We start from the raw sequence: 20,903 nt of genomic DNA on the forward strand, positions 1-20,903 counted from the left end.
CCTATCCCCACTCAGATCGCAGAGCCGAAGAGCTGCCGCGCTGGCTCCATCACTACAACTGGCATCGCCCCCATGGCGGCATCCAGGCCAATACACCCATCAGCAGACTCGCTCTCGGCGAGGACAACCTGTTGACGCTCCACACCTAGCGACGCTGCCCGCCGCCGAGCATCGCGTCCAGAATCGACTTCAGCGCGTTCTGATGGTCGTCCTGCACCTGGCGACCGTGCTCGAACATCTGGTTCAGCGCATCAAGGCCGATCGAGCCCGGACCGGATTCGCCCGACGGCGCAGGCTGGTCCGATTCCGGTTCCGGCTGCGCTGCGGGGCCGGTGGCCTGGCCACGCGGTTGCGAAGGGGGCGGCGCCGCCTGGGGCTGCGTCGCTGCTCCGCCAAGCATGCCGGTCAGGATCTGGCCGAGAAGCCCGCCCATCGGGTCGGCCCCGGCGGGTCCACCCGGATTTGATCCGCCGAAGGGGCCCCCGCCAAAGGGACCGCCGCCTTGCGCCGGGGGAGCGCCGGCCGCCTGCCCGAACAGGCTCCCGAGAATCGCGTCGAGCGAGGCCCCCGGAGTCTGGGGTTGCATCTGCGGCGCAGGCTGCTGCTGGCCTGGCATCTTGCCCTGCATCATCTCGGCGAACTGCCCGAAGATGCCGCCGAGCCCCTGATTGCTGGTCGACTTGAACAACCCGCCCATGATCATGGAGGCGATCACCGGCAGCATCTGCTTCAGAACCGCCTGGCCGACGCCGCTCGTCGCCGCAGCCTGGGCCGCCAGCGCGTTGCTGACCTCCTGCGAGCCGAAGAGCTGCTTGAGGACGCTATTGCCCATCATCGCGGCGTTGTCGGGGATGCCGTCGCCATCGGCGTCATAGAGCGAGCCGAACGGCGAGGCCGTCATCATCTGGGCGAGATTGCCGAAAGCGCGGGGGTCCTGCGTCTGCCGCTGAAGTCCCATGGTGAAGGCCGGCAGCAAGGCGTCGAGCGCGCTCTGCGTCTGCTGTTGGCTGAGCCCGTATTGCCGAGCCAGATTCTGCATGGCCTGCCCGTTCTGGGCCGATTGCATCATCTCGAACAGGTTCATCATGGCGCCTCTCCGTCTTCGTCGCGGTCTGCCGCCGCCTGCATTCGCGACGATAGCAGGGCGGGGCCGGCAGGCAAGCGAGGCTCACGTGCCCTAGATGCTCACGCGCCCTTGCCCTGGCGCTCCAGGCGCATGATGCCGCGATAGGCAAAGACCAGCGCGACGAGTCCGAACGCGACAGCCCCAAGCGCCGTGCCGACCATCGCGCCCTTCGGCCCGGCATAGTATGCGCCGACCCAGGCCATCGGCATCGTCCCGAGCGTTGCACGCCCCCAGCTGAAGAGGGTCGACAGGATCGGCATGCCGAGATTGTTGAACGCGGCATTGGCGACGAAGAGTATCGCGACGAAGATCCACATCGGCCCGGAGATCAGGCAGAAGAACATCACCAGCTCTGCGGTCAGGCCGCTGGCATGAAAGACGGCGACAATCGGGCCGCGCAGCAGCAGGAGCACGAGCCAGGCAACGCAGACGCAGGCCACAGCGAAGATCACGGAGTCGCTGAGTGCGCGGCGCATGCGATCGAAGCGGCCGGCCCCCCAATTCTGGCCGAGAATCGGCCCGACTGCGCCCGATAGCGCGAAGATCACGCCAAAGGCCACCGGCACCAGCCGATCCATGATCGCCATGGCCGCGATCGCGCCATCGCCGAAGCGCGCGAAAATGCCGGCAAAGACGGCGTTCGCGATCGGTGTCGAGAGATTGGTCAGGATCGCCGGGCCGGCGATCGCAAGCGTGCGTGGCGTGTCGGCCAGCAGCGCCTGCCGGCTGGGCATGCCGACCATGTCGTGGATCTTCACGGCTCCGCGGAAGCCGACAAAGGCAAAGATGACGCGTGACAGCACGGTCGCCCAGGCGGCGCCGTCCGTGCCGAGCGCAAAGCCGAAGATGAAGAGAGGGTCGAGCACCGCGGTTGCGAGCCCGCCCCCGAGCGTCACGAACATGGCGCGCCGGGCATCGCCGATGGCGCGCAGCACGCCCGAAAATCCGATGCCGAGCGCCATCAGAAGATTGGAGGGCAGGGCGATCCAAAGGAATGAAAGAGCGACGTCATAGGCCTCGCCATGTGCACCAAGATGCCTCAGGAGCCAGGGCAGGCACGGCAATGCCAGCAGCGTCAGCACGATCGCGGCAAGCGCCATCAAGGTCATGGCGGAGCCTGCGATCCGTCGCGCGCCCTTGCGGTCGCCAGATCCGAGCGTGCGGGAGGTCAGTGCCGAAACCGCGATCATGAAGCCGATATTGATCGAGACGGTCAGGAACAGCACGATCGTCGCGAAGCCGACACCTGCGGTCGCTGCCGGCCGACCGAGCCAGGAGACATAGAGCAGCGAGAGCAGGTCGACGACGAAGATCGCCATCAGCCCGACCGCACCGGTCGCGGTCATCACAGCGACATGGCGAAAGGTCGAGCCGCTGACGAAGACGGCTTGGTTGGGGTTGACGGGTGCGTTCACAATTCCGGTTCTCCGACGCCGCCGACGGCAACTTCAGCTCCGCCATCCTCGATGACTTCGCGCGTCTCCTCGGTGAGCGCCTTGGACTTGGCCTTCGGCTGAACCAGCGGTTCGGGCGAGACGCGCGGCACCTTCTGGATGCCGGCGGCGATGCCCTCGTGATACTGGATCTCCATGCGCTGGGCGTCGCGGTCACGAACGCTGTCGATGACCAGGCTGGCCTCGTCATAGCTGAGGCCCAGGCTTTCGAGCGTCACCCGCCCGAAGCCAAGCGCCGACTCGAAGGTCTCGCGCATCTGAAAGTCGACATCGGCCTTCATCAACTCGATCGCATGGACACGGTCATAGGCCCGCACATGCAGCCGTGCGGAGGGGAATTCGGCCCTCGCCATTTCGACGATCCGCAAGGCTGCTTCGCGATTGTCGATGCAGATGCAGATGATTTTGGCCTTCCCGGCGCCCGCAGCCCGCAGCACGTCGAGCCTCGTGCCGTCGCCGTAATAGATGCGGAAGCCGAACTTGGCCGCCGACCGGATGCGCTCGACATTGGAGTCGATGATCGTCACCGGGATATGCTGCAGCAGCAGCGCCTGGGTCACCACCTGCCCGAACCTGCCGAACCCGATGACCATGACGGAGCCGCCGGCACCCTCGAAATCCTCTTCCATGGTTTCTGCCGGGGCGCGCCGGGTCAGCCAGAGGTCGATCAGCTTGGCGGCAACCGGTCCGATCAGCATCGAGAGCGCGGCGAGCGAAGTCGCCAGGGCTGCCTGCTGGGTGTTGAGCAGCCCCAGCGCAGCACCGAGCGGCAGGAGGACGAACGCGAACTCGCCCGCCGGCGACAGCAGGGCGCCGGCCCGTATGGCCTCGGTTCTTGACGAGCAGGAGACGCGCAGGATCGTTGCCGCGACCACGATCTTGAAGGCGACGAGGAGCGGCGCTGCGAGCGCCAGCAGCAGCGCGTTGTCGAAAACCAGCTGGAGGTCGAGCGACATGCCGACCGCCATGAAGAACAGGCCGAGCAGCACGCCGCGGAACGGTTCGATATCGGCTTCGAGCTCATGCCGGAAATGCGAGTCCGCCAGCAGCACTCCGGCGAGGAAGGCGCCCATGGCCATGGAGAGGCCGACCCGCTCCATCAGCATCGCGGCACCGAGCACGATCAGCAGCGCGGCCGCGGTCATGACGTCCTTGGCGCCGGTGCTGGCGAGAACCCGGAAGAACGGATTGAGCAGGTAGCGTCCGACGAGCACGAGCAGCGCCACGGCGAGCAGTGCAAGGCCCAATCCCGCCAGCGCCGGAGCGCTGCCATGGTTCTGGGCGCCGGTGGTCGCCAGCAACGGGAGCAGCGCCAGCGCCGGAGCGATCGAGATGTCCTGGAACAGCAGGATCGAGAAGGTGCGCCGGCCGTAGGTTTCGCTGCCGTCGCCGCGCTCCTCCAGGACCTGCAGGGCAATCGATGTCGCGGACAGGGCGAGCGCTAATCCCACGGCAATGGCGCCGCCGACGGAGAGACCGAATTTCCAGCCAACGAGCCCGATCGCCGTCGCACTGAGCGCCATCTGCGCGAGGCCAGCGCCGAGGATGTCCTTGCGCATCGAGTAGAGCCGCGATGGTTGAAGCTCCAGCCCAACCAGGAATAGCAGCAGCACGACACCGATCTCGGCGGTGCCTCGGATTGCGTCCGGGTCCTTGACCAGCGCGAGCACCGAAGGGCCGATCGCGATGCCGGCCGCGAGATAGCCAAGCACAGCCGACTGACCGAGGCGACGAAACAGCGGCACGGCAATGACTGCGCCCGCGCAGAAAATCAGGATCGGAGGCAGGTAACTCGTGTGACTGGCGTCGGCCATGGGAACTCTTCGTTGTGGAAAGCAGGCTCGCGCAAGCGCCACAGCCGACCATGCTGCCTATCTAGGCGCTTCCTTGCTGCGCTGCGAGGGGCGAGTTGTGCAACCGCGTGTCCCCTCCTGCGGCGCTGCTCTTCCTTGACATCGCAGGGCGCACGCCGAAAGAAGGCGCTGACCATCTCCAAGGCCTCGAAACCCCGTGACCAAGCCGCCGCTCGACATTCTGCTTTGTGCCCCGCGCGGTTTTTGCGCGGGGGTCGTACGCGCCATCGACGCGGTCGAGAAGGCGCTCGCGATGCATGGTGCGCCGGTCTATGTGCGCCATGAGATCGTACACAACAAATATGTCGTCGAATCGCTGAGGCGCAAAGGCGCGGTCTTCGTCGCGGAACTGTCGGAGGTGCCGGACACCACGCGTCCGGTGATATTCTCGGCCCATGGCGTGCCGAAATCCGTTCCCGCCGAGGCAGCATCGCGGACGCTCTTCGCCATCGACGCGACCTGCCCGCTGGTCACCAAGGTGCATCGCGAGGCCGAGGTTCATCACAAGCGCGGTCGCCATATCCTGCTCGTCGGCCATGCCGGCCATCCCGAGGTCATCGGCACGATGGGCCAGTTGCCCCCGGGGGCGATCACGCTGATCGAGACGCTGGACGACGTGGCCCGGCTTCCTCCTCCCGCCGACCAGCCGCTCGCTTATGTCACCCAGACGACGCTTTCGGTCGATGACACACGCGGCATCGTCCAGGCGCTGCAGACGCGGTTTCCTGAGCTGATCGCGCCGCACAAGGAAGATATCTGCTACGCGACCACGAACCGCCAGGAGGCGGTGAAGCGGGTTGCCCCGCTGGTCGACGGACTTCTCGTTGTCGGCTCGCCCAACTCCTCCAATTCGCAGCGCCTGCGCGAAGTCGCCGAGCGGGCCGGCTGCCCCTCCGCGCGGCTGGTGCTGAGGGCCGACGAGATCGACTGGTCGATCTTCGGTGCGATCAAGCGGCTGGGCATCACGGCGGGCGCCAGCGCTCCCGAGGTGCTGGTCGAAGAGATCATCGATGCCTTTGCCGAGCGCTATGAAGTCAGCGTCGAGACCGTCTCGACCGCCGATGAAAGCGTCTTCTTCCCCCTGCCGCGCGAACTGCGCGGCGAGCCTGCGCCGAATGCGGCCGAGTGAGCGAATTTGGCCGTCTATACTGAAGTGCCCGACGATGAGATGGCCGCCTTCGTGGCGCGCTACGGCATTGGCGATCTGCTTGCGGTCAAGGGCATTGCCGAAGGGGTCTCGAACTCCAATTTCCTGCTGCATACCACGCAGGGCTTCTTCATCCTGACGCTCTACGAGGAGCGGGTCAGTGCGGCTGACCTGCCGTTCTTCCTTGGGCTGATGGAGCATCTGGCCGAGCGCGGGCTGATCTGCCCGCTGCCGGTCAAGGCGCAGGACGGTCTGGCTGTGAGCAGGCTCGCGGGCCGGCCAGCGGCGATCGTGACCTTCCTCGATGGTCTCTCCGTGCGCCGTCCGACGGCTGCTCATTGCGCCGAGGTCGGGCGTGGGCTGGCGCTCCTGCACAAGGCAGGCGAAGGCTTCGGCATGATCCGGCCGAATGATCTGTCCGTCGCCGGCTGGCGGCCCCTGGCGGAACAGGCTGGTGCCGGTGCCGAGACGGTTTCGCCCGGACTGGCGAAGCGCGTCATGACGGAAATCGCGTTCCACGAGGCCAACTGGCCGAGGAACCTGCCGCACGGCGTCATCCACGCCGATCTCTTTCCCAACAATGTCTTCTTCATCAAGGACCGGCTGTCGGGGCTGATCGACTTCTACTTCGCCTGCACCGACGCCTTCGCCTATGATCTCGCCATCTGCCTGAATGCCTGGTGCTTCGAGGCCGATGCTTCGTTCAATCTCACCAAGGGGCAGGCGATCCTCGCGGGCTATGAAAGCGTGCGTCCCCTGACCTCCACAGAGGTCGAGGCGCTCCCAGTGCTCTGCCGCGGCTCGGCCCTGCGCTTCCTGCTGACCCGGCTGGTGGACTGGCTGAATGTTCCGCCGGGCGCACTGGTCAAGCCGCTGGATCCGCTCGAATACGACCGCAAACTTGCCTTCCATCAGCGCGTCGGTGACGCCCGCGAATATGGCCTGAAACGATGAGCGATACTGTAGAGATCTGGACCGACGGGGCCTGTTCCGGCAATCCCGGCCCGGGGGGCTGGGGCGCGATCCTCAGCTACAATGGCAAGGCGCGCGAGCTCTCGGGCGGCGAACAGATGACCACGAACAACCGCATGGAGCTGATGGCGGCGATTTCGGCGCTCGAGACGCTGACGCGGCCCTGCACGGTGGCGCTGCATACCGACAGCCAGTACCTGCGTCAGGGCATCACCGGCTGGATCCATGGCTGGAAGAAGAATGGCTGGAAGACCGCCGACCGGAAGCCGGTGAAGAACGAGGAGCTCTGGAAGCGCCTCGATGCCGCACTCGGCCGCCACAAGATCGAGTGGAAATGGGTCAAGGGCCACGCCGGAGACGAGATGAACGAGCGCGCCGACGTGCTCGCCCGCGCCGGCATGGCGCCGTTCAAGCCCGGGCGATAAAGCCCGGCCGGCTCGTCAGCCGAGCGGTTGCCGATAGACCAGGAAGCCCGAGAGGTCGGCGACCTTGTCGTACAGTTCGCGGGCCTGAAGATTCGTCTCATGCGTCTGCCAGTAGACGCGGAAACAGCCCTTGGCCTCGGCCATCTGCCGCACGGCCTCGATCAGCTTGCGGCCGCCGCCGCCGCCTCGAATATCCGGGCTGACGAACAGGTCCTGAAGATAGCAGATATCCTTGGCGCTCCAGGTGGTGCGGTGCGTGACCCAGTGCACGATGCCGACTGCCTTGCCGTCGCGCTCGGCGATGAAGCCCCCCATCGGCTCCTTGCCGCCTGTCAGGCGAGCGAAGGTCAGGTCATGGATCTCTTCGGGTAGACTCGACTTGTAGAAGGTCAGATAGCCCTGCCAGAGCGGGCCCCAGACGGTACGGTCGCTCGCGACGAGCGGGCGGATGGTGATCTCGGACATGCAGCCTCTCCCTGTAGCGAATTCACGCTAGCCCGGGGCCGGAGGATCTGTCTCATGACAAAGCGCCATGCTTTCGATCAGCATCGTTGCAGCAGGCATGAAAAAGCCCGCGCGGCGGGTGCCGGGCGGGCCTCCTCATTCGCCGGCCGCTCTCAGAGCTGCTTCAGCATTTCCTCGGCGCCGGAGACGTCGGCCTTGCCAGGCGCGTCCTCGACATTGAGGGCCTCGACCACGCCGTTCTCGACGATCATCGAATAGCGCTGCGAACGGGTTCCGAGGCCGAAGCCCGAACCGTCGAGCGAAAGCCCGATCTCCTTGGCGAAATCGGCATTGCCGTCCGAGAGGAACTCGATGACGCCGACTGCGCCCGTTGCCTTCGACCAGGCATCCATGACGAAGACATCGTTGACGCCGGTCACCATGATGGCATCGACGCCCTTGCCCTTGATCTCGGCAGCCTTGGCGAGATAGCCGGGAAGGTGATTCTTGTGGCAGGTCGGCGTGAAGGCGCCGGGCACTGCAAACAGCACCACTTTCTTGCCCTTGAACAGGTCTTCGGTCGTCTTCGCTGCCGGGCCGTCCGCCGTCATCACGCGGAACGTCGCCTGCGGAAGTGTGTCACCCACCTTGATCGTCATCGCCTGTTCTCCGTGAGCCATGCGGCCTTCGCCGCTCGGTCAGGGATTAGGGCTTGGCGACCGGGATGTCGAGTTCAAGCCGCGTCTCGACCGCCGCCGGCTTGCCGCGCACCGTCACGATGAAGGGCACCGGGCCGGCGGCACCCTTGGGACGGTCGGTAATCCGGACATGGGCGAGCACCGTGCCATCGGGTTGCGGCTTCAGGACCGGCTTGCTGAAGGACCAGGCGCCCGGCCCCTCGACGAAGACATCTTCGATCGCGCCGTCCGGTGGAGCCTGCAGCACGAGTTTGACCTTGGGCTCAGGTCCAGCCTCGCCTGGCAGCACCTCGATCACCGAGATCTTCTCCTTGTGGGGGCCGAGCTTGACGGGAATCGGCACCCGCGCCTCGAAGCTCTCGAGCCGCGGCGAGGTTACCGAGGTCACGCCGGGCTCAAGCCAGAGCTGAGCCTCGCCCTTGGCGGGAATGCACATCTTCTCGCAGACGGCATAGTCGAGCTTGAGCACGACCATGACCGGCTTGCTGGGGTCGACCGGCTGCACCGACACCGGCACCACGACCTCGCCGACATAGCCGATCGAAAAGCCGGTGCCGTCCTCGAAGCGTTCCGGCGCGGGCCAGCGCACGTCGAGGCCGCCGACATTGGTCGAGCCGCTCCAGTCGAAGGAGGGAGGAACGCCGGAATCGCCGGGGTTGCGCCAATAGGTCTTGTAGCCTGGCGCCATGGTGATCTCGACGCCGATGCGTTGCTTGCCCGAGGGGGCCGTCGCTCCGGCGATCAGGCGGATCGAGGAATGCGTGCTGCGGGACCATGACGACACCGCCGCCTCCTGCGCCTGAGCAGGAGCGCTGAACGCCAGCGCGGCGAGCGCGAGTGAGAGCAATGCCGACTTCACGATGACCGTCTTAGGGAATGCGTCTGCAAAAAGCGAAACAATCTCTCTCACATTTGCTGGCAATCATGTGACATGCAGCCATTCATCCTATGCCGCATGATTGGGGCGCAATCGCGGTGCCGGCATTTTCAAGGACACGGTTTCCAGCCGGGCCGATTGGATTTAGCATAGTGGTATGAAGATCGGATCCAGCCAACGCGTCAGCGGCCGCAGCTATCTCGACGGGCAGTGCCTGATCGCCATGCCTGGCATGACCGACACGCGCTTCAGCCGCAGCGTGGTCTATATCTGTGCTCATTCCGAGGATGGCGCCATGGGCATCATCCTCAACAAGCCGGCGCCGGACACGCGGTTTCCCGATCTGCTGGTCCAGCTCGACGTCATTCCCTCGGAGGAGCTGATTCGGCTACCGAGTCAGGCCGAACGGATGCAGGTGCTGCGGGGCGGACCGGTGGAGACGAAGCGAGGCTTCGTGCTGCACTCCTCTGACTTCTTCCTGGAATCGGCGACCTTGCCGATCGACAATGGCATCTGTCTGACGGCGACCTTGGATATCCTGCGCGCCATTGCCATCGGCAGCGGGCCGGAGAATGCGGTGCTTGCCCTTGGCTATGCAGGCTGGGGAGCGGGCCAGCTTGAATCCGAGATCCAGTCGAATGGCTGGCTGCACTGCGCTGCCGACCCCGCGCTGCTTTTCGACGACAGTATCGAGACCAAGTACCATCGTGCGCTGCACAAGATCGGTATCGACCCCGCATTCTTGTCGAGCACGGCCGGACACGCCTGAGCAGCTCCGGATTCCCTCCCGGAATAGGGAGGGGTTACGCTGCTTCCGAAGAGGATGCGGCGCTCGCGCCCACCAACCGGCGGGCTTCGGCTGCGCTCATCGGCTGACCGAAGATATAGCCTTGCGCATACTGGCAGCCGAGCTGGTAGAGCTCGATCGCATCCGACTCCGTCTCCGCGCCCTCGGCAACGACGTCCATGCGCAGGTCCGCTGCAAGCTGGACGATCGAGCGCAGAATCACCGGCGGCTTTCCGTTGCCCATCTGGCGCACAAAACTCTGATCGACCTTGATCGTGTCGAACGGAAAGCGCTGCAGATAGGACAGCGAGGAATAGCCGGTGCCGAAATCATCGAGCGAGAGCCCGGCGCCGAGTTCGCGGATGCGCGAGAGCATCTGCGCGGCATATTCCGGATTCTCCATCACCAGGCTTTCGGTGATCTCGAGCTTGAGGGTGCCCGGCAAGACGCGCCTTCGCGCCAGTACCGTCTTGACGTCATGCAGCAGGTCATGGCGCAGCAACTGGCGGCTGGAGACGTTGACGCTGGCGAAGATCGGCGGGTCGACCTCGAGCGCTGCCTGCCAGGCCGCAAGCTCGCGCGCGGTACGGTCCATCACATAAACGCCGAGATCGACGATCAGCCCGGTCTCCTCGGCAATCGCCAGGAAGTCCTGCGGCAGCAGCCGGCCCTCGCGCGGGTGGTCCCAGCGCACCAGGGCTTCGAAACCCGCAATGGTCCGGTCCTCCAGCCTGACGATCGGCTGGTACATCACCTGGATCTCGCCGCGCTCGATGGCACGACGCAGGTCGCTCTCCAGGGCAAGACGATCGTTGCGATCGGTCCGCATTGCGGGAACGAAAACCTCGATCTTATTGCCGCCCTGGCGCTTGGCATGAGCCATCGCCAGCTCGGCATTCTTCAGGGCATCGTCCTTGCGGGCCGCGGGCGAGGAGTCGAACAGCGCAAGCCCGATCGAGGGTGTCAGGAAGATCTCGCGTTCCGCGAAGGTCACCGGTGTCGAGACGGCGCGGCGAACGAGTTCCGCCAGCGCCAGGATACGTTCGGGGTCCCGCTCGGAGACAAGGATCATGGCGAAGGTGTCGCCGCCGATGCGGGCAAGCGTGTCCTGCGCACGCAGCAGACGGCCGAGCCTGCGCGCAAGCGTCAGCAGGATCGAATCGCCCGCGGAGAAGCCGACCGACTCGTTGACCTGCTTGAAGCGGTCGATGTCGATGACGATCACCGTCGGGCGGATATTGTCGTCGGCGCGGCAGAAACCGAAGATGGCGCCGAGACGGTCCTGGAACAGCTTGCGGTTGGGCAGGCCGGTCAGATTGTCGTGCACCGCGTCGTGCAGCAGCCGCTCCTGCGCAGTCCTCTGCTCGGTGACATCGGCGAGTGTGCCGATCACGCGGATGACCTCGCCGTTGGAGCCGATGACGGGCCGGGCCTTGAGGTTGAACCAGTGATAGGCGCCATTGGCGGCGCGCAGACGGAAATCGAGCTGCAGCTTGCCGCGCCGCTGTTCCAGCACGGCATCGAGCGTGACGCGATAGCGGTCGCGGTCGGAGACGTGCATGTATTCGAGCCAGCGCGCCGCCGAACCTTCGAGCGCTCCGCGCGACAGGCCAAGCAGGGTCTCGGTCTGCGGCGAGACGAAGATCTTGTCGGCGCTGACATCCCAGTCGAAGACGAGATCGCCGGAGCCGGACAGCGCAAGCGCTCGCCGCTCGGTGTCGGAGACAAGGCCCTGGGCCAGCGCGCCCCCGGCGAAGGCATGTTGGATGACCGTGAAGCCGATCAGCAGCACGATCAGCACCAGCCCGCCGATCAGGGCGGGCGCGACAAGGTCGCGCTGGAACTGGCCGGTGACCGTGAACCCGGCCGCCGTCACCCAGACGGCGAGCAGGAACCAGGTCGGGATCAGCATGACGGCGCGCTCATAGCCATGCGTCGCCAGATGCAGGATCAGCACGAAGCCGACGGCCGCGACGGCGGCGATCGAGATTCGCGCGATGCCCGACGCCATCGGGGCATCGAAGACGGCGAGACCGACGAGGCCGAACAGGCCGAGGATCCAGATGATCGTCACGTGGCTGTAGCGGACATGCCAGCGCGACAGGTTGAGATAGGCGAAGAGGAAGACGAGCAGCGTCGCCGCCAGCACAACCTCGGCTCCGGCGCGGTAGATACGCTCAATCGCCGGCGTCAGCGGGAAGATGCGCTGGAAGAAACCGAAATCGAGCCCTGCATAGGCGAGAACGGCCCAGGCCAGGGCGGCGGCGGCCGGGAAGATCACCGCTCCCTTGACCACGAAGATGATGGTCAGGAAGAGCGCGAGCAGGCCGGCAATGCCGATGATGATGCCCTTGTAGAGCGTCAGCCCGTTGGTCTTCTGGCGATAGGCCTCCTGCTCGAACAGATAGAGCTGCGGCAGGTTCGGAGATTTCAGCTCGGCGACGAAGGTCACCGTCGTGCCCGGATCGAGCGTGATCATGAAGACGTCGGCGTCCGGGCTGTCCTCGCGCTCGGGTCGAAGTCCCTGGCTCGCCGTCACGGCCTCGATCCGCGTGTCGCCGAGATCGGGCCAGATCACGCCGGAGCCGATCAGGCGATGGAACGGCGCGACCAGCAGCCGGTCGATCTGCTCGTCGGAATCATTGGTCAGCGCGAAGACGATCCAGTCCGGCCGCGCGCCTGATTCGCGCGCCCTGACCGCAATGCGGCGCACGATGCCGTCGGGCCCCGGCGCAGTCGAGATCTGGATGACGTCGCCATCGGATTTGTTGCGCTCGACCACATGGGTCAGGTCGATCACCGGTGCGTCGACAGGGACGCGGACGGCCTCGACGGCCTGGGCCGGCGCGGCCAGTGACAGCACGAACAGGAGTGCGAGGCCGACAAAGGCAAGGCCAAACCGGAGAAGTCGGTCAGGTGGGGACAAGCGCGACTCGGTAGCTGTGGGGGCCGCGCTCAAGCGGGGCGGGAGACCCAGTCGTACCGACCGGTCGTGGCGAGGGCAAGGCAGAGGCGCGGCCCTGTGGATCATCGCGCGCTGCCCGTCTCCGCGGGGCCGAGCAGCCTGTCCGACGAAATCATCGCGTAGAGCAGGTGGTCCGCCCAGTTTCCGTTGATGCGCAGATAGGCCCGCGCCTCGCCTTCGCAGCGAAAGCCGACGCGCTCCAGCAGCCGGCGAGACGGCTCGTTGCCGGGCAGGCAGGCGGCTTCGACGCGATGCAGGCCGAGGTCGGAAAAAGCGAAGCGCACCGCGCCGCGCACGGCTTCGGTCATATATCCCTTGCCGGCGTGGCGTTGCCCCATCCAGTAGCCAAGCGTGCAGGCCTGGGCGACGCCACGGCGGATCAGTCCGAGCGTCAATCCCCCCAGCAGAGTTTCGCTGCCGGCATCGAAAATGAAGAGGGGATAGGCTTCGTCAGCCGCGATCTCGCGTGCGGCACGCTTGACGCGCAGGCGGAACGAATTCCGCGTCAGGTCATCCTCATTCCAGACCGGCTCCCAGGGCGTCAGGAATTCCCGGCTCTCCATCCGCAGAACCGCCCAGGCCGCATAGTCGTTCGCCAGTGGCGCGCGCAGGAACAGGTTCGGCGTGCGAACGAGCGGGCGGGCGGGCGGGTCGGTCGAGAAGCGGAAGAGAGCCATGACTGCTCAATCCCCGGAGCGTGCGGCCTGCCGCAGTTGCTCTGCCGGCGGGAGACCGGAAAGCGGACCGACGGCCGCGATCGTTGGCTGGTGCCCGAGCAGGGAGCGTCCAGCGGCGCGAACATCCTCCAGCGTGACAGCATCGAGGCGGTGCGCCAGCTCCTCGCGCGGTATCGCACGTCCGAAGACGAGCACCTGGCGGGCCATCTGTTCAAGCTTGCCACCAGGGCTCTCAAGCGAGGCCAGCAGCCCGACCTTCATTTGGGCCCGGGCGCGTGCAACCTCGACCTCCGTCACATCTTCGGCAGCCTGCCGCAGGCAGCCAAGCGCGACATCGATCAGCTCGCTGGCATCTTCCGGTGCCGTGCCGGCGCTGATTCCGAACACGCCGCAATCGGAGAAGGGCCAGTGGAAGGCGTCGATCGAATAGGCGAGGCCGCGCTGCTCGCGCACCTCCTGGAACAGCCGGGACGACAGCCCTCCGCCGAGCACGGAGGAGAACACCTGGAGCGGGTAATGCGCGCCGTCCCGGAAAGGCTGGCCGGGAAAGCCGAGCACCAGATGGACCTGCTCCTCGTCGCCCTCGATCCGCGCCTCGCCGCCCCGGTAATGACCATCCTCGCGCTCGAAGGCCTCGACGGGTTTGCCGGGGAGGCTGGCGAGCCTGTCACGTGCCAAGGCGACGAGCTCGTCATGGTCGACGGCGCCCGAAGCAGCCAGCACCATATTGCCGGCATGGTAGTGCCGCGCCAGATAGGCCCGGATGGCGTCGGGCGTGAAACTGTTGACCGTCTTCGCCGTTCCCAGGATCGGGCGGCCGAGGGGCTGGTCCGGAAAGGCCGCCTGCAGGAAGCGGTCATAGACGAGATCGTCGGGCGTATCCTGAACCGCGCCGATCTCCTGCAGGATGACACCCTTCTCGCGGGCGAGTTCCTCGGGTGCAAGCGCTGGCGACGTCAGGATATCGGCCAGGATGTCCACGGCGAGCGCGAGGTCGGCTCCCAGGACCCGGGCTGTGTAGCAGGTGTATTCGACGCTGGTCGCGGCGTTGAGATCCCCGCCGACGCTTTCGATCTCCTCGGCGATCTCACGGGCGCTGCGCCGCGCCGTGCCCTTGAAGGCCATGTGCTCGAGCAGATGCGCCAGGCCGTGTTCGTTCGGAAGCTCGTCGCGCGCGCCGGCACCGATCCAGATGCCGAGTGAGACGGTGGACGCATGGTCCATGCGCTGCGAGACGATGCGCAGGCCGGAGGGCAGGGTCGTCAGGTCGACCTCAGGGTCATGCGCCCCCGGCGAGCGTGGTGCAGGCGTGGCCAGTTCGGCGATCTCGGCCGGCCCCGTCGCGATCATGCCGCCGCTCCCCGCACTGTCCGGGCGTTCTGCCGGATGAAGGCCTCGATGCGTCCCTGGTCGTTCGGCAGCAGGGTGAAGCGCTCCTTGCGCTCCATCAGATCGCCGAGATGGGCTGGCAGGGCTGGCGTGACACCGCTTGCCGCCGCAACGGCGGCGGGGAATTTGGCGGGATGCGCCGTGCCGAGCACGATCATCGGCGTAGCAGAATCTGCCTTCAGGCCTCGGCGCGCGGCTGCAACGCCAATCGCGCTATGGGGGTCGAGCAGATAACCGGCCTCGCGCCAGGTGCGGCCGATCTCGTCGGCGACCTCCGCCTCGTCGACCGCGCCGGCGTCGAACTCGGCGCGGATGCGAGCCAGTGGCTTCGGCGCGATCTCGAATCGGCCGGATTGCTGCAGCGACTGCATCAACCGCCGCACGGCGGCGCCATCGCGGTCATGCGCCTCGAACAGCAGGCGTTCGAAATTCGAGGAGATCTGGATGTCCATAGAAGGGGAGGTGGTGGCAGCGACGCCCCGCATCTCATAGGCGCCGCTCTCGAGCGTGCGCGGCAGGATGTCGTTGCTGTTCGTCCCGATCACCAGGCGCTCGATCGGCAGACCCATGCGCTTGGCGACCCAACCGGCGAGCACGTCGCCGAAATTACCGGTCGGCACGGCGAAGGAGACCTTGCGCCCCGGCGCGCCGAGGGCGACGGCCGAGGTGAAGTAGTAGACCACCTGGGCCGCGATGCGGGCCCAGTTGATCGAATTCACGCCGGAGAGGCGCAGCTCGTCGCGGAAGCTGTGGTGATTGAACATCGCCTTGGCGAGGTTCTGGCAATCGTCGAATGTGCCCTCGACCGCGATGGCATGGACATTGGGTGAGTCCACCGTGGTCATCTGCCGCCGCTGCACGTCCGAGACGCGCCCCTGCGGATAGAGGATGAACATGTCGACCCGTTCGAGCCCCTTGAAGGCGTCGATCGCAGCACCGCCTGTGTCGCCGGAGGTTGCGCCGACGATGGTGGCGCGCTCGCCGCGCTGCACCAGCACATGGTCCATCAGCCGCCCAAGCAGCTGCATCGCCACATCTTTGAACGCCAGCGTTGGGCCGTGGAACAGCTCGAGTACGAAGAGATTATCGCCGAGCTGCGTCAGCGGACAGGTGGCCGGATGCCGGAACGTGGCATAGGCCTCGCGGATCATGGCGCGCAGCGCCGCCGTCTCGATATCTCCATCGGCCAGCGCGCCGACGATGCGCTCGGCAACTTCGGTATAGGGTTTGCCGGCGAAGCCCGCGATTTCCTGGGCTTCAATTCTGGGCCAGGCCTTCGGGACATAAAGGCCGCCATCGCGGGCGAGCCCGGCGAGCAGGGCATCGGAAAAGGCGAGGGAGGGCGCTTCCCCCCGGGTGGAGACATGCAGCACGGTGTCGCTCTCTGTGGTCGTGCTGCTGCTATAGGCCGGGAGCGCAGCGAGGGCAAAGGGTGCGCGCCCGCGGTCGGCCGCGGGGCGGGGTCAGTTGTGCCTTTGTTGCCGGGCCTGCCAGGCGAAGGCAATGAAGACACCGATCAGGGTCAGGGCCAGCCCGAACCAGGTCAGTGCGTATTGCAGGTGGTTGTCGGGAATCCGTTCGATCAACTCCTTCACATCGACGCCGGCCGGCGGCGTCAGCCCGTCGCCCTGGCGTTCGAGCTCAAGATAGAACGGTGCGGCGGCCAGGCCGAGGGAGGACGCAATGGCGGCCGGATCACGTGTGAAGAACTCGCGATTGGCCGGGAGGTCGGCTGGGGTAAAGCTGTTGCGCGCTTCGGGGGTGCGCAGGAAGCCTGTCACGGTTGCCGGCCCAGAGGCCGGCTTGATCTCGCCCAGGCGCGCTTCCGGCACGAAGCCGCGATTGATCAGGATGACACCGCCGGCATCGAGCCGGAACCCCTGAAAGATCCAGCGGCCAAAGCCGGAAAGCTGGCGCGTTCCCGGTGCGCCCGATGCGATCGTGGTGCGCACCCCGGCGAAGGGGCCGTCGACGTAACGTCCGGAGGCCGCGACCCGCGTCAGGTCGAGTTCCGCCGGATCGAGCGAGCTCCACTGCTGCTCGGCTGGGAGGGGCGCCGCAGGGCCCGCTGCCTGCGCTTGCAGACGCTCGATGAAGCTGTGCTTCTCGCCCATCCGCAGGAGCTGCCAGCCCCCCAGCGTGCAGAGCACCAGCGTCCCGCAGATGGTCAGGATCACGGGCAGGAGAAGGCTCGGACGCCTTGCGCTGTCTGGCATTGTCTCCGTGCTCACTTTTCTCGCCTGCCTTCCTCGGCCTTGTGGGCGTATTGCAGCGCGACCGCGAGCCCCTTCATCGGTCGCAGAAGAGCGAGGCAGACGATGATCGCCAGGGGCAGCCAGATCGAGAGATGCACCCAGATCGGCGGCTCATAGGCGATTTCTACGGAAAGCGCGGCGCCGAGAACCGCAAAACCTGCGATCAGCATGATGAACACGGCAGGTCCGTCAGCCGAGTCGGCGAAGGCGAAATCGAGCCCGCACGCGGCACAACGAGGGCGCAGCTTCAGAAACCCGTCGAAGAGCTTGCCTTCGCCGCAGCGCGGACAACGGCCGGACAGGCCGGTCGCATAGGGCGAGGGGCTGATATGCTCATACTCTGCCATCTTGGTTTCCCGGAAAAAACAAAGGCGGCCTCGCGGCCGCCTTCGGGATTGTCTTGAGGCGACCGCTCAGTGCGCGGCGGCCGATCCGGCGCCGGAGGCCCAGACATAGATCGCGGCGAACAGGAACAGCCACACCACGTCGACGAAGTGCCAGTACCAGGCCGCGAACTCGAAGCCGAGATGCTGGGCCGGTTTGAAGTGGCCGAGGTAGACCCGGTACAGGCAGATCGCCAGGAAGATCGTGCCGATGAGCACATGGAAGCCGTGGAAGCCGGTCGCCATGAAGAAGGTCGCGCCATAGATATGGCCGCTGAAGGCGAAGGTGGCATGGGCGTACTCGTAGCCCTGGACGATCGAGAACAGGCCGCCGAGCATCACGGTCAGCCAGAGCGCCTGCTTAAGCCCCTTGCGGTCGTCCTGCAGCAGCGCGTAATGCGCCCAGGTCACGGTCGTGCCCGAGGTCAGCAGGATCAGCGTGTTCAGCAGCGGCAGGTGCCAGGGATCGAAGGTCTGGATGCCCTTGGGAGGCCAGACGCCGCCGGTGAAGTCGTGGCGGGCGTACTGGATCGTTTCACCGCTGAAGAGGCTGGCGTCGAAAAAGGCCCAGAACCAGGCGACGAAGAACATCACCTCGGAGGCGATGAACATCAGCATGCCGTAGCGATGGTGAAGCTGGACGACGCGGGTGTGATGGCCCTCGTGCTCAGCCTCGCGCACAACGTCCATCCACCATGCGAGCATGGTGTAGAGAACGCCGAGCAGGCCGACGCCGAAGACCAGGGGGCCGAGATGCATGCCGGCGACGGTCATCGCCTTCATCCACATGACCGCGCCGATGGCCATGATCGTCGCGCTGCTCGCGCCGACGAGCGGCCACGGGCTCGGGTCGACGAGATGGTAATCGTGGTTCTTGGTATGGGCCCCGGCCATCTTACTTTGTCTCCGCGTCCGACTCTGCTGCGCAGCGCTTGGTGCTGTCGCAGTTCTTATAGTTTCGACTTGCCCGCGTCACCCTTGCCATCCGCGACCGGCTGGCCGGCCTTGGACGGGAAATAGGTGTAGGACAGCGTCAATGATTTGACCCCGTTGAGATCGCGGTTCTGCTCGATCTCGGGGTCGACATAGAACACAACCGGCGCTTCTAGAGTCTCGCCCGGCTGCAGCGTATGCTCGGTGAAGCAGAAGCATTGCAGCTTGACGAAATAGGCGGCCCCCTGCGTCGGCGTGACGTTGAAGGTCGCGATGCCGGTGGAGACCCGGTCCGTCGTGTTGGTGATCTTGTAGAACACCGTCTGCGTCTCGCCGACGCGGAAGGTGATCTCGGAGCTTTCCGGCTCGAAGCGCCAGCCCAGGGCCGGCGAGACATTGGCGTCGAACCGCACCGCCATCTTGCGGTCCAGGATGCGCCCGGCGGCCGCGGTCCCGACCATCGGCGTGCCACCGAAGCCCGTGACCTTGCAGAACAGGTCGTAGAGCGGCACGGCTGCGAAGGCGAGGCCGGTCATGCCGACCGCGACACCGGCGCAGACCAGCGCCGTTCGGCGCATTCTCGCATGCTGACGATTCGATGGCGTCGCGGTCATCACAGCGGCCTGTTCATGATGGCCGGACCGGTCTTCACCAGCGTCACCACGAAGAAGAAAATGACCAGGCCTGCAAGGACCAGCGCCAGCGCGACGGAGCGGCGCCTACGGCGTGCCATGTCCTCCGGAGAGAAGGCCGGCGGGATCTCGCGTTTCGGAGCTTCGCTCATCCTAGCACCTTGGGCAGGGCCCACATCAGGCCGAGGCTGTTCTCGGCCAGCAGCACGGCGAAGAGCAGGAAGAGGTAGAGGATCGAGAAGCCGAACAGCGCATAGGCGGCCTTGTGGGCGGCTTCACCCTCGGTCACGCGCAACACGCGGAAGGCCAACGCGATCATCGCAAGTCCGGTCACCACCGAGACGATGAGATAGGCCAATCCGCCGAACCCTATCAGGGCAGGCAGGACCGCCACCGGCGCCATGACCAGCGAATAGGCTACGATCTGCCGGCGCGTCGCGGCGGGGCCGGCGACATTCGGCAGCATCGGGATGCCGGCGCGGGCATAGTCGCCCGACTTGACCAGGGCCAGCGCCCAGAAATGGGGCGGCGTCCAGAGGAAGATGATCGCGAAGAGCACGATCGAGTGCAGGCCGAAATCGCCCGTTACGACCGCCTCGCCGATCATCGGCGGGAAGGCCCCGGCCGCTCCGCCGATGACGATGTTCTGCGGGGTCGAGCGCTTCAGCCACATCGAATAGACGACGGCATAGAAGAAGATGGTGAAGGCGAGCATCGCCGCCGAGAGCAGATTGGCGACGAGGCCGAGCACGATCACCGAGCCGACCGACAAGGTCAGCCCGAAGGCGAGCGCCTCGGATGGCAGGATTCGCCCGGCGGGAATCGGACGCTTCGCGGTCCGCACCATCAGCGCGTCGATATCGGCGTCGTACCACATGTTCAGGCAGCCGGACGCACCGGCGCCGACTGCGATCGCGAGCAGCGAGGCGAAGCCGATCACCGGGTGAATCGTGCCGGGGGCCGTCACCATGCCGCCAAGCGCGGTGACGACGACAAGGAACATCACCCGCGGCTTCAGGAGTGCGAAGAAATCGCGCGCCTCGCCGGTGGAGCTTATCGCGCCATCGGTGCGGGAAACGAACCTGTCGAACGCAGCGGACATTGGTCTTGTCGTTTCACTCTTTTCGACGGCCGCCAGCGGCCGTGGGGAATGAGAGGGTGCGGTCTTGCCGCCCATCTCCGGAACGCCGCAGGTGGCGCTCGGGGGAGGGGCGGCGGCGGGCCGGGGGGGCCCGCCGCCAGATGGATCAGTGGTCCGAGCCGACGATGCGCGGCAGGGTCTCGAACTGGTGGAACGGCGGAGGCGAGGACAGGGTCCATTCCAGCGTCGTTGCACCTTCGCCCCACGGATTGTCCCCGGCGAGCTGCTTCTTCGTGAAGGCGACGATGACGCCGTAGAAGAAGATCAGCAGGCCGGCAGCGAAGATGTAGGAGCCGATCGACGACCAGAAATGCCAGCCGGCGAAGGCATCCGGATAGTCCGCATAATGACGCGGCATGCCGGCAAGGCCAAGGAAATGCTGCGGGAAGAACAGCAGGTTGGCGCCGAAGAAGGCGACCCAGAAGTGCAGCCTGCCGATCCAGTCCGGCATCACATAGCCCGACATCTTCGGGAACCAGTAGTAGAAGCCSGCGAAKAKGCCRAACACSGCGCCCAGCGACAGCACGTAGTGGAAATGGGCCACGACGTAGTAGGTCGCATGCAGCGAGCGGTCGACGCCGGCATTGGCCAGCACCACGCCGGTCACGCCGCCGACGGTGAACAGGAAGATGAAGCCGATCGCCCAGAGCATCGGCGCGGTGAAGCGCAGGCTGCCGCCCCACATCGTCGCGATCCAGGAGAAGATCTTGATGCCGGTCGGCACCGCGATCACCATCGTGGCGAA

At 65.9% G+C, this 20,903-nt stretch carries 21 protein-coding genes and 1 pseudogene; 5 read left to right on the forward strand and 17 right to left on the reverse strand.

The annotated features are described in order from the left end of the window. Positions 1 to 149, forward strand: a pseudogene (locus AB4099_RS34455) (IS481 family transposase); the annotation flags it as partial. Here the strand turns inward: AB4099_RS34455 and AB4099_RS34460 are convergent. The 3 genes from AB4099_RS34460 to AB4099_RS34470 all read right to left on the reverse strand — a co-directional run bounded on the left by AB4099_RS34460 (position 146) and on the right by AB4099_RS34470 (position 4,394). Continuing rightward, positions 146 to 1,087, reverse strand: a complete 942-nt coding sequence (locus AB4099_RS34460; protein WP_441481411.1) for a DUF937 domain-containing protein — start codon at positions 1,085 to 1,087, stop codon at positions 146 to 148. The pseudogene AB4099_RS34455 and the gene AB4099_RS34460 sit on opposite strands and share 4 nt — an antisense overlap. A 98-nt stretch (positions 1,088 to 1,185) precedes the next feature. Beyond that, positions 1,186 to 2,541 (reverse strand): MATE family efflux transporter, encoded by a 1,356-nt coding sequence (locus tag AB4099_RS34465; RefSeq protein ID WP_441481412.1) that lies wholly within the window; start codon positions 2,539 to 2,541, stop codon positions 1,186 to 1,188. Next, positions 2,538 to 4,394 carry a monovalent cation:proton antiporter-2 (CPA2) family protein gene (locus tag AB4099_RS34470; protein WP_441481413.1) on the reverse strand — a complete coding sequence of 619 codons (1,857 nt, stop codon included), beginning with the start codon at positions 4,392 to 4,394 and terminating at the stop codon, positions 2,538 to 2,540. The genes AB4099_RS34465 and AB4099_RS34470 overlap by 4 nt, the downstream gene beginning before the upstream one ends. 196 nt (positions 4,395 to 4,590) lie before the next feature. On the opposite strand from AB4099_RS34470, the gene ispH reads away from it, so the two are divergent. From ispH to rnhA, 3 genes are read left to right on the forward strand one after another with little or no spacing between them, the layout of a single operon-like run. Further along, positions 4,591 to 5,562: a 4-hydroxy-3-methylbut-2-enyl diphosphate reductase gene (gene ispH / locus AB4099_RS34475; RefSeq protein WP_113518919.1), complete on the forward strand. Its 972-nt coding sequence runs from the start codon at positions 4,591 to 4,593 to the stop codon at positions 5,560 to 5,562. A gap of 6 nt (positions 5,563 to 5,568) precedes the next feature. After that, entirely contained in the window at positions 5,569 to 6,534 is a 966-nt protein-coding gene (locus tag AB4099_RS34480; protein WP_441481414.1) for a homoserine kinase, read from the forward strand. Next, on the forward strand, positions 6,531 to 6,977 hold the full coding sequence (gene rnhA, locus AB4099_RS34485) for a ribonuclease HI (protein ID WP_113518917.1): 447 nt from the start codon (positions 6,531 to 6,533) through the stop codon (positions 6,975 to 6,977). Before AB4099_RS34480 ends, rnhA begins: the two co-directional genes overlap by 4 nt. A 15-nt stretch (positions 6,978 to 6,992) precedes the next feature. On the opposite strand, the gene AB4099_RS34490 is transcribed toward rnhA, so the two are convergent. From AB4099_RS34490 to AB4099_RS34500, 3 genes are all read right to left on the reverse strand, one after another. Continuing rightward, positions 6,993 to 7,442: a GNAT family N-acetyltransferase gene (locus AB4099_RS34490; protein WP_441481415.1), complete on the reverse strand. Its 450-nt coding sequence runs from the start codon at positions 7,440 to 7,442 to the stop codon at positions 6,993 to 6,995. Positions 7,443 to 7,594: 152 nt separating this feature from the next. Then, the gene (locus tag AB4099_RS34495; protein ID WP_113518915.1) at positions 7,595 to 8,080 is read right to left on the reverse strand and encodes a peroxiredoxin; all 486 of its coding nucleotides are present in this window, start codon (positions 8,078 to 8,080) and stop codon (positions 7,595 to 7,597) included. A gap of 46 nt (positions 8,081 to 8,126) precedes the next feature. Continuing rightward, a complete protein-coding gene (locus tag AB4099_RS34500) occupies positions 8,127 to 8,978 on the reverse strand; it encodes a protein-disulfide reductase DsbD domain-containing protein (protein ID WP_162768502.1) in 852 nt (283 codons plus the stop codon). Between the two features lie 175 nt (positions 8,979 to 9,153). Between AB4099_RS34500 and AB4099_RS34505 the strand changes: the two genes are divergently transcribed. Further along, positions 9,154 to 9,765, forward strand: a complete 612-nt coding sequence (locus AB4099_RS34505) for a YqgE/AlgH family protein (protein ID WP_113518913.1) — start codon at positions 9,154 to 9,156, stop codon at positions 9,763 to 9,765. A gap of 34 nt (positions 9,766 to 9,799) precedes the next feature. On the opposite strand, the gene AB4099_RS34510 is transcribed toward AB4099_RS34505, so the two are convergent. From AB4099_RS34510 to AB4099_RS34560, 11 genes are all read right to left on the reverse strand, one after another. Further along, the gene (locus AB4099_RS34510) at positions 9,800 to 12,709 is read right to left on the reverse strand and encodes an EAL domain-containing protein (protein ID WP_441481416.1); all 2,910 of its coding nucleotides are present in this window, start codon (positions 12,707 to 12,709) and stop codon (positions 9,800 to 9,802) included. Between the two features lie 101 nt (positions 12,710 to 12,810). Further along, entirely contained in the window at positions 12,811 to 13,425 is a 615-nt protein-coding gene (locus AB4099_RS34515; protein WP_113518911.1) for a GNAT family N-acetyltransferase, read from the reverse strand. A 6-nt stretch (positions 13,426 to 13,431) separates the two neighbouring features. Further along, positions 13,432 to 14,775, reverse strand: coding sequence for a M16 family metallopeptidase (locus AB4099_RS34520; RefSeq protein ID WP_113518910.1), 1,344 nt, complete (start codon positions 14,773 to 14,775; stop codon positions 13,432 to 13,434). Then, entirely contained in the window at positions 14,772 to 16,187 is a 1,416-nt protein-coding gene (gene thrC / locus AB4099_RS34525) for a threonine synthase (protein ID WP_441481417.1), read from the reverse strand. The genes AB4099_RS34520 and thrC overlap by 4 nt, the downstream gene beginning before the upstream one ends. A gap of 90 nt (positions 16,188 to 16,277) precedes the next feature. Beyond that, on the reverse strand, positions 16,278 to 17,045 hold the full coding sequence (locus AB4099_RS34530; protein WP_441481418.1) for an SURF1 family protein: 768 nt from the start codon (positions 17,043 to 17,045) through the stop codon (positions 16,278 to 16,280). Further along, positions 17,042 to 17,416 carry a DUF983 domain-containing protein gene (locus AB4099_RS34535; protein WP_441481419.1) on the reverse strand — a complete coding sequence of 125 codons (375 nt, stop codon included), beginning with the start codon at positions 17,414 to 17,416 and terminating at the stop codon, positions 17,042 to 17,044. Before AB4099_RS34535 ends, AB4099_RS34530 begins: the two co-directional genes overlap by 4 nt. A gap of 66 nt (positions 17,417 to 17,482) precedes the next feature. After that, positions 17,483 to 18,346: a cytochrome c oxidase subunit 3 gene (locus tag AB4099_RS34540; RefSeq protein WP_113518906.1), complete on the reverse strand. Its 864-nt coding sequence runs from the start codon at positions 18,344 to 18,346 to the stop codon at positions 17,483 to 17,485. Between the two features lie 56 nt (positions 18,347 to 18,402). Next, entirely contained in the window at positions 18,403 to 18,999 is a 597-nt protein-coding gene (locus AB4099_RS34545; protein ID WP_113518905.1) for a cytochrome c oxidase assembly protein, read from the reverse strand. Continuing rightward, positions 18,999 to 19,169, reverse strand: a complete 171-nt coding sequence (locus tag AB4099_RS34550; RefSeq protein ID WP_141739979.1) for a DUF485 domain-containing protein — start codon at positions 19,167 to 19,169, stop codon at positions 18,999 to 19,001. The genes AB4099_RS34545 and AB4099_RS34550 overlap by 1 nt, the downstream gene beginning before the upstream one ends. Beyond that, a complete protein-coding gene (locus AB4099_RS34555; protein WP_441481420.1) occupies positions 19,166 to 20,119 on the reverse strand; it encodes a heme o synthase in 954 nt (317 codons plus the stop codon). Before AB4099_RS34555 ends, AB4099_RS34550 begins: the two co-directional genes overlap by 4 nt. Before the next feature lie 145 nt (positions 20,120 to 20,264). Further along, a partial coding sequence (locus AB4099_RS34560; protein ID WP_441481421.1) for a cbb3-type cytochrome c oxidase subunit I occupies positions 20,265 to 20,903 on the reverse strand: 639 nt, incomplete at its 5' end.

The sequence above is a fragment of the Allobosea sp. 2KB_26 genome, assembly GCF_052115715.1.
Classification (GTDB): domain Bacteria; phylum Pseudomonadota; class Alphaproteobacteria; order Rhizobiales; family Beijerinckiaceae; genus Allobosea.

What these genes read in the sequence shown, in the direction of transcription:
- AB4099_RS34505 (WP_113518913.1), top strand. Translation starts at nt 9,154, where the DNA reads ATGAAGATCGGATCCAGCCAACGCGTCAGCGGCCGCAGCTATCTCGAC.
- AB4099_RS34550 (WP_141739979.1), bottom strand. Translation starts at nt 19,169, where the DNA reads ATGAGCGAAGCTCCGAAACGCGAGATCCCGCCGGCCTTCTCTCCGGAG.
- AB4099_RS34540 (WP_113518906.1), bottom strand. Translation starts at nt 18,346, where the DNA reads ATGGCCGGGGCCCATACCAAGAACCACGATTACCATCTCGTCGACCCG.
- AB4099_RS34515 (WP_113518911.1), bottom strand. Translation starts at nt 13,425, where the DNA reads ATGGCTCTCTTCCGCTTCTCGACCGACCCGCCCGCCCGCCCGCTCGTT.
- rnhA (WP_113518917.1), top strand. Translation starts at nt 6,531, where the DNA reads ATGAGCGATACTGTAGAGATCTGGACCGACGGGGCCTGTTCCGGCAAT.
- AB4099_RS34555 (WP_441481420.1), bottom strand. Translation starts at nt 20,119, where the DNA reads ATGTCCGCTGCGTTCGACAGGTTCGTTTCCCGCACCGATGGCGCGATA.
- AB4099_RS34470 (WP_441481413.1), bottom strand. Translation starts at nt 4,394, where the DNA reads ATGGCCGACGCCAGTCACACGAGTTACCTGCCTCCGATCCTGATTTTC.
- AB4099_RS34535 (WP_441481419.1), bottom strand. Translation starts at nt 17,416, where the DNA reads ATGGCAGAGTATGAGCATATCAGCCCCTCGCCCTATGCGACCGGCCTG.
- AB4099_RS34460 (WP_441481411.1), bottom strand. Translation starts at nt 1,087, where the DNA reads ATGATGAACCTGTTCGAGATGATGCAATCGGCCCAGAACGGGCAGGCC.
- AB4099_RS34495 (WP_113518915.1), bottom strand. Translation starts at nt 8,080, where the DNA reads ATGACGATCAAGGTGGGTGACACACTTCCGCAGGCGACGTTCCGCGTG.
- AB4099_RS34520 (WP_113518910.1), bottom strand. Translation starts at nt 14,775, where the DNA reads ATGATCGCGACGGGGCCGGCCGAGATCGCCGAACTGGCCACGCCTGCA.
- AB4099_RS34545 (WP_113518905.1), bottom strand. Translation starts at nt 18,999, where the DNA reads ATGACCGCGACGCCATCGAATCGTCAGCATGCGAGAATGCGCCGAACG.
- AB4099_RS34490 (WP_441481415.1), bottom strand. Translation starts at nt 7,442, where the DNA reads ATGTCCGAGATCACCATCCGCCCGCTCGTCGCGAGCGACCGTACCGTC.